Source organism: Faecalicatena contorta, from assembly GCF_021531895.1.
Taxonomy (GTDB): domain Bacteria; phylum Bacillota; class Clostridia; order Lachnospirales; family Lachnospiraceae; genus JAFBIX01.
Map to the genome: position 1 here is coordinate 23,088 of NZ_JAFBIX010000026.1, position 15,393 is coordinate 38,480.

The 15,393-nt window shown below is 43.4% G+C and carries 13 protein-coding genes; all 13 read left to right on the forward strand.

From position 1 onward, the window contains the following. Window positions 1–166 precede the first annotated feature (166 nt). The 13 genes from JQM81_RS10815 to JQM81_RS10875 all read left to right on the forward strand — a co-directional run bounded on the left by JQM81_RS10815 (window position 167) and on the right by JQM81_RS10875 (window position 14,762). Window positions 167–859 (forward strand): 5'-methylthioadenosine/adenosylhomocysteine nucleosidase, encoded by a 693-nt coding sequence (locus JQM81_RS10815; protein WP_235233623.1) that lies wholly within the window; start codon window positions 167–169, stop codon window positions 857–859. A 129-nt stretch (window positions 860–988) separates the two neighbouring features. After that, window positions 989–1,879: a hypothetical protein gene (locus JQM81_RS10820; RefSeq protein WP_235233624.1), complete on the forward strand. Its 891-nt coding sequence runs from the start codon at window positions 989–991 to the stop codon at window positions 1,877–1,879. Between the two features lie 113 nt (window positions 1,880–1,992). Continuing rightward, window positions 1,993–3,423, forward strand: a complete 1,431-nt coding sequence (locus JQM81_RS10825; RefSeq protein WP_235233625.1) for an aminotransferase class I/II-fold pyridoxal phosphate-dependent enzyme — start codon at window positions 1,993–1,995, stop codon at window positions 3,421–3,423. Then, a complete protein-coding gene (locus JQM81_RS10830; protein ID WP_235233627.1) occupies window positions 3,416–4,003 on the forward strand; it encodes a guanylate kinase in 588 nt (195 codons plus the stop codon). The genes JQM81_RS10825 and JQM81_RS10830 overlap by 8 nt, the downstream gene beginning before the upstream one ends. Next, a complete protein-coding gene (gene holB / locus JQM81_RS10835) occupies window positions 3,990–4,979 on the forward strand; it encodes a DNA polymerase III subunit delta' (RefSeq protein ID WP_235233628.1) in 990 nt (329 codons plus the stop codon). The genes JQM81_RS10830 and holB overlap by 14 nt, the downstream gene beginning before the upstream one ends. 4 nt (window positions 4,980–4,983) lie before the next feature. Then, window positions 4,984–5,895 carry a PSP1 domain-containing protein gene (locus JQM81_RS10840; RefSeq protein ID WP_235233629.1) on the forward strand — a complete coding sequence of 304 codons (912 nt, stop codon included), beginning with the start codon at window positions 4,984–4,986 and terminating at the stop codon, window positions 5,893–5,895. Then, window positions 5,885–6,625, forward strand: coding sequence for a tRNA1(Val) (adenine(37)-N6)-methyltransferase (locus JQM81_RS10845; protein ID WP_235233632.1), 741 nt, complete (start codon window positions 5,885–5,887; stop codon window positions 6,623–6,625). The genes JQM81_RS10840 and JQM81_RS10845 overlap by 11 nt, the downstream gene beginning before the upstream one ends. A gap of 2 nt (window positions 6,626–6,627) precedes the next feature. Next, window positions 6,628–7,464, forward strand: a complete 837-nt coding sequence (gene rsmI, locus JQM81_RS10850) for a 16S rRNA (cytidine(1402)-2'-O)-methyltransferase (RefSeq protein ID WP_235233634.1) — start codon at window positions 6,628–6,630, stop codon at window positions 7,462–7,464. Window positions 7,465–7,647: 183 nt separating this feature from the next. Beyond that, window positions 7,648–8,760, forward strand: coding sequence for an ABC transporter ATP-binding protein (locus JQM81_RS10855; protein WP_235233636.1), 1,113 nt, complete (start codon window positions 7,648–7,650; stop codon window positions 8,758–8,760). A 131-nt stretch (window positions 8,761–8,891) separates the two neighbouring features. Then, the gene (locus tag JQM81_RS10860; RefSeq protein WP_235233638.1) at window positions 8,892–9,977 is read left to right on the forward strand and encodes a PucR family transcriptional regulator; all 1,086 of its coding nucleotides are present in this window, start codon (window positions 8,892–8,894) and stop codon (window positions 9,975–9,977) included. 13 nt (window positions 9,978–9,990) lie between these two features. Beyond that, window positions 9,991–12,270 carry a hydratase gene (locus JQM81_RS10865; RefSeq protein ID WP_235233645.1) on the forward strand — a complete coding sequence of 760 codons (2,280 nt, stop codon included), beginning with the start codon at window positions 9,991–9,993 and terminating at the stop codon, window positions 12,268–12,270. Window positions 12,271–12,383: 113 nt separating this feature from the next. Beyond that, entirely contained in the window at window positions 12,384–12,863 is a 480-nt protein-coding gene (locus tag JQM81_RS10870) for an RNA polymerase sigma factor (RefSeq protein ID WP_235233647.1), read from the forward strand. 18 nt (window positions 12,864–12,881) lie between these two features. Beyond that, on the forward strand, window positions 12,882–14,762 hold the full coding sequence (locus JQM81_RS10875) for a beta-propeller domain-containing protein (RefSeq protein ID WP_235233650.1): 1,881 nt from the start codon (window positions 12,882–12,884) through the stop codon (window positions 14,760–14,762). The last annotated feature ends 631 nt before the right edge of the window (window positions 14,763–15,393 follow it).

Sequence of the window (15,393 nt, forward strand, 5' to 3'; positions counted from 1 at the left end):
TCCGTATCTTTTATAAAAAGATCATGAATCAGTCATAAGTTGAAATCCCATTTTCCATCCGTTATAATAGAGCATAGCACAGATGTATGATTGTGATGTAGAGAACATCTTGGGCATATCCTGAGATGAATCAATGGATAAGTTTATTAAGGAGGATGTCGGATATATGATAGGAATTATCGGAGCAATGGAAGAAGAAGTCGCAGCATTGAAGGATGATATGGAGGTACAGGAGACGATCGAGCAGGCATCTATGGTGTTCTGCAAGGGAACGTTATGCGGCAAAGAGGTAGTGGTAGTGAGAAGTGGGATCGGCAAGGTTAATGCAGGAATCTGTGCGCAGATTCTGGTGGACAGATTCCAGGCAGATACACTGATCAATACTGGAATTGCGGGATCTCTGGATGCGAAGATCGATATTGGGGATATGGTCATCTCTACAGATGCCCTGCATCATGATATGGATGCCACGGTATTTGGTGATCCTGTGGGACAGGTGCCGCGAATGGATACATTGGCATTTCCGGCGGATGAGACGTTGGTTCAAAAAGCAGTCCGGGCCAATGAAAAGGCGAATCCGGATATCCATACATTTACCGGAAGAATCGCAAGCGGAGATCAGTTCATCTCTTCGCAGGAAGTGAAAGAAAGAATCGTGGAGAATTTTCATCCGCTGTGCGTGGAGATGGAAGGAGCTGGGATCGCTCATGCCGCTTACCTGAACAAAGTTTCGTATGTCATAATCCGTGCCATTTCGGACAAAGCCGACAACAGTGCGACCATGGATTATCCGGCATTTGAACGCAAGGCAATTGCCCACAGCGTAAGGCTTATGAAGGAATTGCTGCCAATGTTGTAGAATGGATCCTGTACAAGAATCCTGTGAATCTGACAGATTCTCCCTCGGGGAGGTGCGGAATCTGTAGAACGGTTTTTGAGCTCTCCTTTGGAAATTCAGCTATAATGCTAGACAAAGGAGGGCTTTATTATGTTAGAAATCATATTGGACGGGCACGTATTATTCGTGCTTATGGGAATCCTGACAGTCTTAGGGATCGTGAGTAAATGTATCGCCAATGTCACTTTGAAACGTCTGGTGCGCGCAGCGGGGAATATGAACAAAAGCACCCATCCGCTCATGCGCCTGGTGCGCGCCAAGTTTGAACACGCGTGTATGGTCAGCGACAAAGTGGAGAATGTCAGGGTATTTGTGGACAAGTATCTGTACGAGTACCGGGTGCTGGGGATGAAGCTTCATGGATGGAGAAGGATGGAGAATATAACTGCCGGACTGTGTCTGGTGCTCGGAGCCGGCGGAGCGTTGCTGGAATATCTTATGAACGGAATGGGAGATATGGTGCTGAGAACAGGAGCAACAGGAGCGGGTCTTGCAATTTTGGTCTATCTGGTGCATCTGATAACGGATGAAAGATATCAGTTGGAAGCAGTGCAGAATTATATGGTAGATTATCTGGAAAATGTATGTCTTCACCGTTATGAGAAGTCGTATCAGAAGGAGATCAAGGTTATGGCACAGGAGGGGCCATCTATGGAATTTGGCGTAATGCCGGAAGAGAAAAATGAGACGCCAGATTCAGGGGCAGGTCAGGAGATATCAAGTCCTTCCGCTCCCAGAGTTGTAACACCAAGACCAGAAGAGATGCCGCAGCCGTCACCTCAGCCAGCGCCACAGAAAGTCTCACAGATCACACCGCAGGCAACACCACAGACAATGGTGCAGACACCTTCACAGAGCATTCCTCAGGCAGCATCACAGATGCAGACAGCTTCCAGAGACAAGGAATCAAGGAAAGGCAAGTTGGATGAAGTGGAGAAGGATGTCCTGATACGCCAGATTCTGGAGGAGTTTATGGCTTGATTAAACCTTTCTGATTTGATAGAATGGTAACATATACTTTTAAGAGATGAAAGCTTGACAGCACTGAAATACATTTACGATATGGAAGGCTGCTGTTGGAGACAGAGATTATAATGCGTACAATATATGACAGATTGAGAGAATATAGTCATTCGGATTATTATGGTTTCCATATGCCAGGGCACAAGAGGCAGATGGATCTGTTGGGAGATACTTCTCCTTATTCGATTGACATCACCGAGATTGACGGATTCGATGATCTGCACCACGCAGATGGTATCCTGAGGGATGCACAGGAGCGTGCGGCAAGAATCTATCATGCGGATGAGACGCATTTCCTTATCAATGGAAGTACGGTGGGAATCCTGAGTGCTATATTCGGTGTGACTCAGAAGGGAGATACCATACTTGTGGCAAGAAATTGCCACAAGTCTGTGTATCATGCGATAGATATGAATGAATTGAATCCGGTATATCTATATCCGGCTTTTGATTCAGAGGCTCAGTTGAATACAGAGATTTCCGCAGAAGATGTCCGGACAGCTTTGGAGAAGAATCCCAAGATACGTGCTGTGGTCATAGTATCGCCGACGTATGATGGAGTGGTATCGGATGTGGAAGCAATAGCAGAAGCGGTCCATGAAAAAGGCATTCCGATCATTGTTGATGAAGCCCATGGAGCGCATTTTGGCTTTCATCCTTATTTCCCAGAGAACTCCAATACTAAGGGGGCAGATCTGGTCATTCACAGCCTTCATAAGACGCTTCCGTCATTGACACAGACGGCGCTCTTACATGTGAACGGAGATCTTGTGGATCGAAGAAAGGTGAAGAAGTATCTGGATATGCTGCAGACCAGCAGTCCGTCTTATGTGTTGATGGCAAGCATAGACGCTTGTGTTGAGATGTTGGAGCATAAGGCAGAAGAATGTTTTGCACCTTATGTGGAGAGGTTAGAGTATATGCGGATGCGATTATCGGGACTTCTAAGACTGAAGCTGATTCAGACAGAACATTTTGACCGGTCGAAGCTGATCATATCTGTGAAGGATACGGACCTTACCAGCAGGCTGCTTTCGCATATTCTGCTGGAAGAATATCATCTGCAGATGGAGATGGCAGCAGGCACTTATATCTTGGCGATGACATCCATTGGAGATACGGAAGAAGGGATGAATCGCCTGATTGCGGCGCTGGAAGAGATAGATGAGAAGGTGGACCGGCGAATGAGAGAACATGGAATCTCAGAAGTGTTCCAGATTCCGGTACAGTCCAGTCTTCCAAGGGCCCAGATTATCTGTTCAGGCGCTGAGGTAGAGCTTTTTTCGGAAGAAGGGATGATCAGATCACTGCCATGGCAGGAAAGCGTTGGTCATGTGGCAATGGAATATGCATATCTCTATCCGCCGGGATGTCCGTTGGTAGTACCGGGAGAAAAGATATCACAAGAGGCGGCAGATATGTTACAATGGTATCAGGATCTGGATTTTACCATAGAAGGATTGAAAAAAGAGCAGTACATAGAGGTATGGATGCATGGGTAAGATATATTATATGATGGGAAAGAGTTCCTCCGGCAAGGACACGCTGTTTAAGGAAGTGAAGCAGGCAATGCCGGAACTGAAGACCATAACGCTCTACACAACACGGCCGATTCGTGAAGGAGAGCACAATGGTGTAGAATACTTTTTCGTGTCAGAGGATACGTTAAATGCATATGAGAGCCAAGGCAAGATTATCGAGATGCGGGCATATCATACCGTGCATGGAATCTGGAAGTATGCGACGATCGATGACGGACAGGTGGATCTGGATCACGAGAATTATCTGGTGATCGGCACATTGGAATCATACGATAAGATGAGAACATATTATGGAGCGTCGAATCTGGTGCCTATATATATAGAAGTAGAAGACGGGGAGCGTCTGATGCGTGCCCTGAAGCGTGAGAGGGAGCAGGAAGTTCCCAGATACGCGGAACTGTGCAGGAGATTCCTTGCGGATACCAAAGATTTTTCAGAAGAGAACCTTGCAAACCTTGGAATTACCAGAAGGTTCGTCAATCAAGACAGAACACAATGCTTAGAAGAGATTATAGGGGAAATACGATATGGGAAGCTTTAAAGATGTGGTTGGCCACAAAGATATTATCAAATATATAGGAAATGCAATAAGAGAAGATCAGGTATCTCATGCATATATTATGAATGGAGCACGAGGCTCTGGGAAGAAGCTGCTGGCGAATCTTTTTGCGACAACACTTTTGTGTGAGAAGGGTGGACCTGATCCCTGTAATGAGTGCCATTCCTGCAGGCAGGCAGAGAGCGGCAATCATCCGGATATTATCAGAGTGACACATGAAAAGCCGAATTCTATCAGTGTTGATGATATTCGGGAACAAGTCAATAACACGATTATGATAAAGCCTTATCAGGGACCTTACAAAATATATATTATCGATCATGCAGATATGATGACGCCACAGGCGCAGAATGCACTCCTGAAGACGATTGAGGAGCCGCCGAAGTATGCAGTGATCATGCTGTTGACGGAGAATGCAGAGACTTTGCTTCCGACCATTACCTCCAGATGCGTCATGCTGAAACTTCGCTATATCAAAGATACTTTGATTAAGAAGTATTTGATGGAGACTATGGAGATCCCAGATTATAAAGCAGAGATCTGTACTGCATTTGCCCAGGGCAACATGGGACGTGCAATCATGCTGGCGAACTCAGAACATTTTAATGAGATTCGTGATGAGGCAATTCAGCTGCTGAAATACATTCACGAGATGGAATTGAGTGAGATCGTACAGGCAGTCAGCCGGATTACGAAGTATAAGTTAGAAATTACAGATTATCTGGATATCATTATGATATGGTACCGGGATATCTTGCTGTATAAAGCGACCAAAGATATCGACAAGGTCGTATTTAAAGATCAGATAAATTATATCAAAGAACAGGCCAAAAAGAGCTCTTATGAGGGTATCCAGTTAATTCTGGAGAGCCTTGAGAAGGCCAAAGCCAGATTGAAGGCGAATGTAAACTTCGATCTGGTAATGGAGCTTTTGTTCCTGACGATAAAGGAGAATTAATAATATGACAAGAGTGATTGGAGTAAGATTCCGTCCCGCAGGAAAGATCTATTTCTTTGCACCGGGGAAATATGAGATCAAGACGGGTGATAAAGTAATCGTAGAGACGGCGCGCGGTGTGGAGTTTGGATCTGTTGTGAGTGGTCCGAAGGATATAGAAGATAACCAGGTTACACAGCCACTGAAACCGGTGATCCGTATAGCGACCAAAGACGACATCCGTAGGGAAGAAAAGAATCGTGAAAAAGAAAAAGAGGCTTTTGAGATCTGTCTGGAGAAGATTCGTAAGCACGGATTGGAAATGAAGCTGATTGATGCGGAATATACATTTGACAATAACAAGGTGCTCTTCTACTTTACTGCAGACGGAAGAATTGATTTCCGTGAATTGGTAAAGGATCTGGCTAGCGTATTTCGGACCAGAATTGAATTACGGCAGATTGGTGTGAGGGATGAGACGAAGATTCGCGGAGGAATCGGAATCTGTGGCCGTCCACTGTGCTGTCACACGTATCTGACGGAATTTGCGCCGGTATCCATCAAGATGGCAAAGGAACAGAATCTGTCATTGAATCCAAGTAAGATATCTGGTGTATGTGGAAGACTGATGTGCTGCCTGACCAATGAGGAAGAGACATACGAAGAGCTGAACAGCCATCTTCCGAACAATGGTGATCATGTGACAACACCGGAAGGGTTAAAAGGTGACGTACAGTCTGTCAATGTGCTGCGTCAGCTGGTCAAGGTAATCGTAACACTGGATAATGATGAGAAAGAGATCCGTGAATATAAAGCATCGGAACTGAGGTTCAAGCCAAAACGTAAGAAGAAGGACGTGAAGCTGACCAAGGAAGAGATGGCGGAACTGAAGGCACTGGAAGAAAAGAATGGAGTGTCCAAATTAGATGATGAATAATTTAAAGCCCGAAGAGCGTCTGGACGATCTTCAGATTAAAGGATATGAGATCATCCAGAGTCCCGGACGATTCTGCTTCGGGATGGATGCGGTGTTGCTGTCGTCTTATGCAAAGGTCAGGAAGAGAGAACTTGCACTAGACCTGGGAACAGGCACAGGAATTCTGCCGATTCTTCTGGAAGCCAAGAATGAGGGAGAACATTATACGGGACTGGAAATTCAAGAAGAAAGTGCAGACATGGCGCGCCGGAGTGTGAGCCATAATGGGCTGGAAGATAAGATTGATATTGTAACGGGAGATATTAAGGAAGCGTCCGGAATCTTTGGGGCAGCTTCCTTTCATGTCATTACGACCAACCCTCCTTATATGATCGGAGAGCACGGTCTGAAAAATGAAAATGAAGCATTGTACATTGCACGGCATGAGGCATTGTGTACGCTGGATGATATTTTGAGGGAAAGCGCAAGATTGTTAAAGCCGAAAGGGCGGTTTTATATGGTGCACCGGCCATTTCGGCTGCCGGAGATACTTGCCAAGATGTCAGCATATGGAATTGAGCCAAAGCGGATGCGGCTGGTCTATCCCCACATTGATAAAGAGCCGAACATGGTACTTCTGGAAGGACTGCGGGGTGGAAGACCACGAATGCAGGTGGAGCCGCCACTTATCGTGTATCGGAAAGATGGAGAATATACGGAAGAACTTCTGGAGATATATAGGAGGAAATAACAATGCCAGGAACATTATACTTGTGTGCCACCCCCATCGGCAATCTGGAGGATATGACATTTCGATGCATCCGGATTCTGAAAGAGGTGGACTTGATCGCAGCAGAGGATACCCGCAACAGTATCAAGCTTTTGAATCATTTTGAGATCAAAACGCCGATGACCAGCTATCATGAGTACAATAAGATAGAAAAGGGACATAAGCTGGTAGAACATCTGCTGAACGGAGAAGATATTGCATTGATCACGGATGCTGGAACTCCGGGAATCTCAGATCCGGGAGAAGAACTGGTGAAGATGTGCCAGGAGGCGGGAATTGTGGTGACTGCAATTCCTGGGGCAGCAGCTTGTATTACAGCACTTACGATATCTGGATTGTCTACAAGAAGATTTGCATTCGAGGCATTTCTTCCGGCTGATAAAAAGGAACGTCAGGCAGTGCTGGATGAGCTGAAGGAAGAGACGCGGACGATTGTCTTATATGAAGCGCCGCATCGTCTGGTGAAAACGTTACAGCTTCTGTATGATACGATTGGCAATCGTAAGATCAGTATCTGCCGGGAGCTTACCAAGAAGCATGAGACGGTATTCGCTGCAACGATGGAAGAAGCACTTGCATATTATAATAATCATGAGCCAAAAGGCGAATGTGTGATGGTGATAGAAGGAAAGAGCCGCGACGAGATCCGGGCAGAAGAACAGGCACACTGGGAAGAGATGACTATCGAAGAACACATGGAGTATTATGAGAGCCAGGGGATCGATCGAAAAGAGGCCATGAAACGCGTTGCAAAAGACCGGGGAATCGGGAAGCGGGACGTCTACAAAGCACTGTTATAATGCGCCGCTGTAAAGTGATAATCAAGTAATAAGAAGCATTCGTCAACTTGTATAGAAAACCCTGAAAAAATTGTTCAACTTGGGCATAGCCGAAGTTGAACTTTTTTTATATACTTTGAACAGAGCAAAAAAAGCGTAAGAAATAATGTCGGTATGGCAGAATGATTTAGGAGGAAGATTAAAATGGCAAGTTTATCATTAAAACACATTAACAAAACATATCCAAACGGATTTGAAGCAGTAAAAGATTTCAATCTTGAAATTGAAGATAAAGAATTTATCATCTTCGTAGGACCTTCAGGATGTGGTAAATCAACAACACTTCGTATGATCGCTGGTCTGGAAGAGATCTCTTCCGGAGAATTAAAGATTGGGGACAAGATCGTTAACGATGTAGAGCCTAAGGACAGAGATATCGCAATGGTATTCCAGAACTACGCTCTGTATCCACATATGACAGTATATGATAACATGGCATTTGGTCTGAAGTTAAGAAAAGTACCAAAGGATGAGATTGATAAGATGGTTCGTGAAGCTGCTAAGATTCTTGACCTGGAAGCATTGTTGGATCGTAAGCCAAAGGCTTTGTCAGGTGGACAGAGACAGCGTGTTGCTATGGGACGTGCTATCGTACGTAATCCTAAGGTATTCCTTATGGATGAGCCTCTTTCTAACTTGGATGCAAAACTTCGTGGACAGATGCGTATCGAGATCTCTAAATTGCATCAGAGATTAGGTACAACAATCATCTACGTAACACATGACCAGACAGAAGCTATGACACTTGGTACAAGAATCGTAGTTATGAACGCTGGTATCGTTCAGCAGGTAGATACACCACAGACACTGTATGATCGTCCGTGCAACCTGTTCGTAGCAGGATTCATCGGATCTCCACAGATGAACTTCGTAGATGCTGTATGTAAAGTAAATGGCAGCGAAGTATCTCTGATCGCAGGACCTTCTGAGATTAAATTGCCAGCAGCAAAAGCTAAAAAACTTATCGATGGCGGATACGATGGAAAGACAGTTGTTCTTGGTATTCGTCCAGAAGATGTACATGATGAGCCGGAATTCCTTGCAAAATCTCCAGATACAGTTATCGAAGCTAAGATTCGTGTATACGAGATGCTTGGTGCTGAAGTATTCTTGTACTTCGATTATGAAGGATCTAGCATGACAGCAAGAGTTGAGCCTAAGACAACAGCAAGAACAGGTGATGTTGTTAAATTTGCTCTTGATGCTGACAAGATCCACGTATTCGACAAAGAGACAGAGCAGACAATTACAAACTAGGAATAATAACAATGAGGTCAGACACTTTCGGGTGCCTGGCCTCTTCTTTGCTGTATTGAAGTAAAGTATTAGACATGATTTCTATCCTATGGTAAAATAAACATGTATGCTACAGAATAGGAGGATATCCATTGTTATCAAATCAAATATTACATAAAACCGTACAGGATGTGAAGCGGATTACCGGATTAGAATGCGCTGTGTGGGACATGAAGGGAATCTGCCTTGTAATGACAAATGAAAAAATGATAAGTCTTGATGCAGACGTCTCAGAGTTTTGTAAGTCGGCACAGGAGAACGAGAAGAAAGTCAGCGAAGATGTAGGAATGTTCTTGGCATATGAAGATGAAGATCCTTGTTATGTATTCGTTTTAAAAGGAGATTCTCCACAGCTGGAAATGGCAGGCAGAATGGGAGTCAGCCAACTGGAGAATCTGCTGTTTGCTTACAAAGAACGAATGGATAAGAATCGTTTTATCCAGAATCTGATTCTGGATAATCTGTTGTTGGTCGATGTGTATAATCAGGCGAAAAAGATGAAGATCCCGGTAGAACTGCGAAGGACCGTGTTCCTGATAGAGGCGAAGAATGAAGGGGAGAACCTGATTCTTGAGACGTTAAAGGGATTATACGCTACGGGCACAAAGGATTTTGTAACGGCAGTGGATGAAAAGCATGTAATTCTTGTAAGAGCATTGGAGAAGACGGATGATTACCAGAAGCTTGCGCAGATTGCCAGAGAGCTGGTAGATACGCTGAATATGGAAGCAATGGTAAGTGTAAGAGTTTCTTATGGAACGATCATCGAAGAGCTGAAAGACGTGTCCAAGTCATACAAAGAGGCGGATATGGCATTGGAAGTTGGAAGAGTATTCTATTCCGATAAGAATATTCTGGCATATAATGAACTTGGAATTGGACGGCTGATTCATCAGCTTCCATCATCTCTGTGCGAGATGTTTCTGGAGGAAGTATTCCAGGGAAATGTCGCAGATCAATTTGAAGAAGAAGAACTGACGACGGTCTACACATTTTTTGATAACAATCTGAACATATCAGAGACTGCCAGACAGTTATATGTACATCGCAATACGCTGGTGTACCGTCTGGAGAAGATCCAGAAGAAAACAGGGTTAGATGTCAGGGTATTTGACGATGCTTTGACGTTTAAGATAGCCATGATGGTAGCAGACCACATGAAATACATAAATAATTAGGAGGAGATAGTACATGGTGAAATTATACGAAAATGGAGTCTATCTGTTAAACGGCACTGAGATTGTGGAACATGCAGAAGAAGTAAAGGCAAAGACAGGACAGGAATTGTCACCGGCTGAGGCTGCGAAGAATACGATGGCATACCATATCCTTGAGGAGCATAATACTTCTGGTAATATGGAAAGATTACAGATTAAATTTGATAAATTAACCTCTCATGATATTACATTTGTTGGAATCATTCAGACGGCAAGAGCATCCGGCCTGGAAAAATTCCCGATTCCTTATGTCCTGACGAACTGCCATAATTCTCTCTGCGCAGTGGGCGGAACGATCAATGAAGATGATCATATGTTTGGGCTTACTTGTGCAAAGAAATACGGTGGAATCTATGTACCACCTCATCAGGCAGTTATCCATCAGTTCGCACGAGAGATGCTGGCTGGCGGCGGTAAGATGATTCTGGGATCTGACAGTCATACGCGTTATGGTGCACTTGGTACGATGGCAATGGGCGAAGGTGGACCGGAGCTGGTAAAACAGCTGCTGAATAAGACTTATGATATTAAGATGCCACAGGTCGTAGGAATCTATCTGGATGGAGAACCGATGAAGGGCGTTGGTCCGCAGGATGTCGCACTGGCAATCATTGGTGCAACATTTGCAAATGGATATGTGAATAACAAAGTTATGGAGTTCGTAGGTCCTGGAGTTGAGAAGCTGAGTGCTGACTTCCGTATTGGAATTGATGTTATGACTACAGAGACAACCTGTCTGTCCTCTGTCTGGAAGACGGATGAGAAGATTAAGGAATTCTACGATATTCATGGAAGAGTAGAAGAATATAAGGAACTGAATCCGGGAGCAGTGACCTACTACGATGGTATGGTCTATGTGAACTTGAGTGAGATCAAGCCAATGATCGCTATGCCATTCCATCCGTCAAACGTATATACAATTGATGAAGTTAATGCGAACCTGAAGGATATCCTTCATGATGTAGAGCAGAAAGCACTGGTAAGTCTGGACGGAGCAGTTGATTATAGCTTACAGAATAAGATCGTTGATGGAAAATTATATGTAGATCAGGGAATCATCGCAGGATGTGCAGGTGGTGGATTTGAAAATATCTGTGCGGCAGCAGACATCATTAAGGGACATTATATCGGATCGGATGAATTTACCTTCAGTGTATATCCGGCAAGTACCCCAATCTATATGGAATTAGTGAAAAATGGAGCAGTTGCGGATCTTATGGAGGCAGGAACGATCGTGAAGACAGCATTCTGCGGACCTTGCTTCGGCGCAGGAGATACACCTGCTAATAACGCATTCTCTATCCGCCACTCTACAAGAAACTTCCCGAATCGTGAAGGTTCTAAGCTGCAGAGTGGACAGATTGCATCTGTTGCACTTATGGATGCACGCTCTATTGCAGCAACGGCTGCAAACAAAGGATTCCTGACACCTGCTACGGCGATGGATGTGGAATACAAAGGCCGCACCTACCACTTTGACAAGAATATCTATGCAAATCGTGTATTTGACAGTAAGGGAGTTGCAGATCCTTCCGTTGAGATCAAGTTTGGTCCAAACATCAAAGACTGGCCGGCAATGGCACCACTTCCGGAGAATCTGCTGTTAAAAGTTGTATCTGAGATACATGATCCGGTTACCACAACCGATGAGTTGATTCCTTCTGGTGAGACTTCCTCTTATCGTTCTAATCCGTTGGGACTGGCAGAATTCGCTCTCTCCAGAAAAGATCCGGCATATGTTGGACGTGCAAAAGAAGTGCAGAAAGCGGAAAAGGCAATCGAAGCCGGACAGTGTCCTCTGGAAGTACTGGATGAATTAAAACCAGTCATGGCAAAAGTGCAGGAAACTTACCCGGAAGCAGGAAAGGGTAATCTTGGAATCGGAAGTACCATATTTGCAGTAAAACCAGGAGACGGTTCCGCAAGAGAGCAGGCGGCATCCTGCCAGAAAGTGCTTGGTGGCTGGGCCAATATTGCGAATGAATACGCAACTAAGAGATATCGCTCGAACCTGATCAACTGGGGTATGCTTCCATTCATTACAGAAGAGAATCATGAGAACTTAAGCTTCAAAAACGGCGATTATATATTCGTTCCAGAGATCCGAAAAGCAATCGAAGAAAAAGCAACCGATATCAAAGCATACGTGGTCGGCGAAGGATTGAAAGAAATTGATCTCAAGCTCGGAGATATGACAGACAACGAAAGAGAAATTATCTTAAAAGGCTGCCTGATCAACTACTACAAAGGTTAAATAAAAGAAAACATACACGGGGACGCAGTTTTTTCTGCGTCCCCGCAACAGTTACCCCTATTTTTGACTCTAATATGTACCAGTACCCATATATCTTGCAGGGAGGAAAAGATATGAAGTGTGATGCGAATACATTTGCGCAGATGTATGAGACAGTCTATAAGGATCTGTATCGATTTGCTTTGTGTATCATGAAGAACCAGCATGAGGCGGAAGATGCAGTCAGTGAGGCAGTGATTGCTGCCTACGAGAATGTCCGAAAACTACGGAATGCCGATGCGTTTAAAAGTTGGATGTTCACGATTCTGTCCAATATCTGCAAGAAGAAATTGAAAAATGCAACAAAAGAGGCGCTGTGTTCATGGGAAGATACATATGAATCTTTCTCCGTTGAGGAAAAAGACATAGGTCTGTCGGTAGATATCAGGAGGGCATTTTTTGTATTGGAAGAAGAAGAGCAGATCGTTATAGGTTTATCGGTCTTTGGCGGATATAACAGTAAAGAGATTGGGAAAATGCTGAGCCTAAATTCTAATACTGTGCGGTCGAAAAGACGACGTGCACTGCAGAAGATGGAATGTGTATTAAGATAAGTCAAGGGAGGCAGCTGTATGGATAGAAGAGAAAAGGAGATATTAGATAAGATTCAGAAGCAGACGGAGAATATTGAGATTCCAGAGAATCTTGGGCCGGATCGGATTCATCGGATGCTGGAAGAAAAGGAACCGAAGAAAAGAATACGAGTGTATCGGATGGGTGCCCTGGCGGCTGCGTGTGTGGTGATCGTGGCAGGAATTGCGGTATGGCAACTGGCAGGTTCCCGGCAGGAACAACAGACGGTGACAACGCCATCGGATAATGTTATCAGTGACAGTAAGACCATTGCCACTGCAGAAGATTATGAACAGGTATATCGTTATATTGAAGCGTACCAGGAAGAATTCTCCAAAGAGAGAGGAGTCGTCACAGAGGAATATGCTGTAGATAGGGGAGATTTTCTGACAAGTGGATCGAATGAATCTGCGGCCGATTCGAAAAGTGCAGTTTCTGACTATGCTGCGTCAACTGGCGATTATTCTCAGACGAATGTAAGACAAGAGGGTGTCGATGAAGGAGATGTAGTAAAGACAGACGGAAGATACTTGTATATTCTGGAAGATAATGAGCAGGAGATAGCAATTGTTGACACTGCCGGCGGAAATATGGAAAAAGTATCTTCTATATCCGTGGAAGAAGACTATATCTACGAATTCTATCTGGCAGAAGAACAGAAGAAATTAGTGGCAGTGTGCAGTCACAGTGGTCTCAATACGGAGGCTGTCAAGGTCATTACCTATGATATCCAGAATCCACAAAAGCCACAGATACAAGGTACAGTTACTCAAAGTGGCAGCTATCATTCATCTCGTATGTCGGATGGATATCTATATCTGTTCAGTGATTACTTTCTGCAGGATCAGGCGAGAAAAGAAGAACCAGAGACTTATATACCGATGGTAAATGGTAAACTCATAGAGGAAAAGGATATCTATCTGCCACAAATCTCTCAGGCATATATGTATGAAGTGATTACAGCGGTCAATCTTGAACATCCTTCTGAGGTCACAGACAGTAAAGCACTATTTTCCAAGGGTGGAGATATATATGTCAGCAATGAAAATATTTATTTCTATGAGACCGAATGGAGGTATTCAAGTAATGATGTGACAACCGTCCGAAAGGTATCTTATAAGAATGGAATGCTGACAGCAGAAGCACAGGGACAGTTTGAGGGATATCTCAATGATTCATTTTCGATCGATGAATATAAAGGCTATCTGCGAGTGGTAACCACCGAAGGTGAGACGAATTCCGTATATATTCTGGATCAAGAACTGGAAATTGTCGGTTCCATCACAGGACTGGCTGAAGATGAGAGGGTATATTCCGCCAGATTTCTGGGAGATACTGGTTACTTCGTAACGTTCCGTGAGACAGATCCTCTGTTCAGTGTTGATCTGTCAGACCCGGAGCATCCAGAGATTATTGGTTCGCTGAAAATCCCAGGGTTTTCCGATTATCTGCATTTTTACGGAGAAGATCAGCTGCTTGGAATTGGTATGAATGTAGATGAAGAGACTATGACGACCGATGGTGTCAAGCTGTCCATGTTTGATATCTCGGATCCTGCAGATGTCAAAGAGAAAGATACGTATGTCCTGGAAAATGTATATAGTACAGACGTTTCTTATGATTATAAGGCAGTACTCATTGATTATGGACGTAATATCATTGGATTCTCCGGTGATGCACAGGGAGGAGAAAAATACTATCTCTTTGCGTACGATGAAGAGAGTGGCTTTGTCTGCAATATGGAAGAAGAAATCAACGGGAATGGACTGCGAAGCGTCAGAGGCGTCTACATAGACGATACATTGTACGTTGTACAGGGCAATATTATAGAATCCTATAGTTTGAAGGACTACCAGAAAACAGACGACTTAATTTTGTAAATATAACGAAAAAATAATAAAAATCTGAAAATTTATACAAATGAATAAAATTATAAATTAATAAAAAGAAAATATAAAAATAGTGTTGACAAATATAATCTCAAGTGCTATTATATAATCAATCCAAAGGAAATCCAAATTAACCAAAAGAATTCCTGACGAGAAAGGGAATCAAAAGTGAAGGATGTCCCATATAAATAATTCTATATGAGATGTTTTTAGAAGGGAAATGGATGAAGATAGTTATAGTTCATATGTCGGTGAGGTATAACAAAATTGGAAATATAAGTTAAAGGAGGCTTAATCCATTGGACAATTTCGAATTTACAAGTCAATATGTTAGTGGTATGGCAAATGAAAGTTCCCAGAGAATAAGCCTTAACCATAGAGGATAGAGAATAGCCGGTAATTATAATAATAAAAAGAGTCGGAGAAGAAAAACCGGAAATAATATAGATTATATTTGCAGACATATTGAGGATAATACCACATAATAGTTCAAAGATATTAGAAGATGTGTAAAGAAACATTACCTAATATATCAGATGTATTCGTAAACTATATTAACTGGAATGTTATAGAAGAAATAACTTAATATGATTATAGACAAATAATAAGGGCACTGGCTATA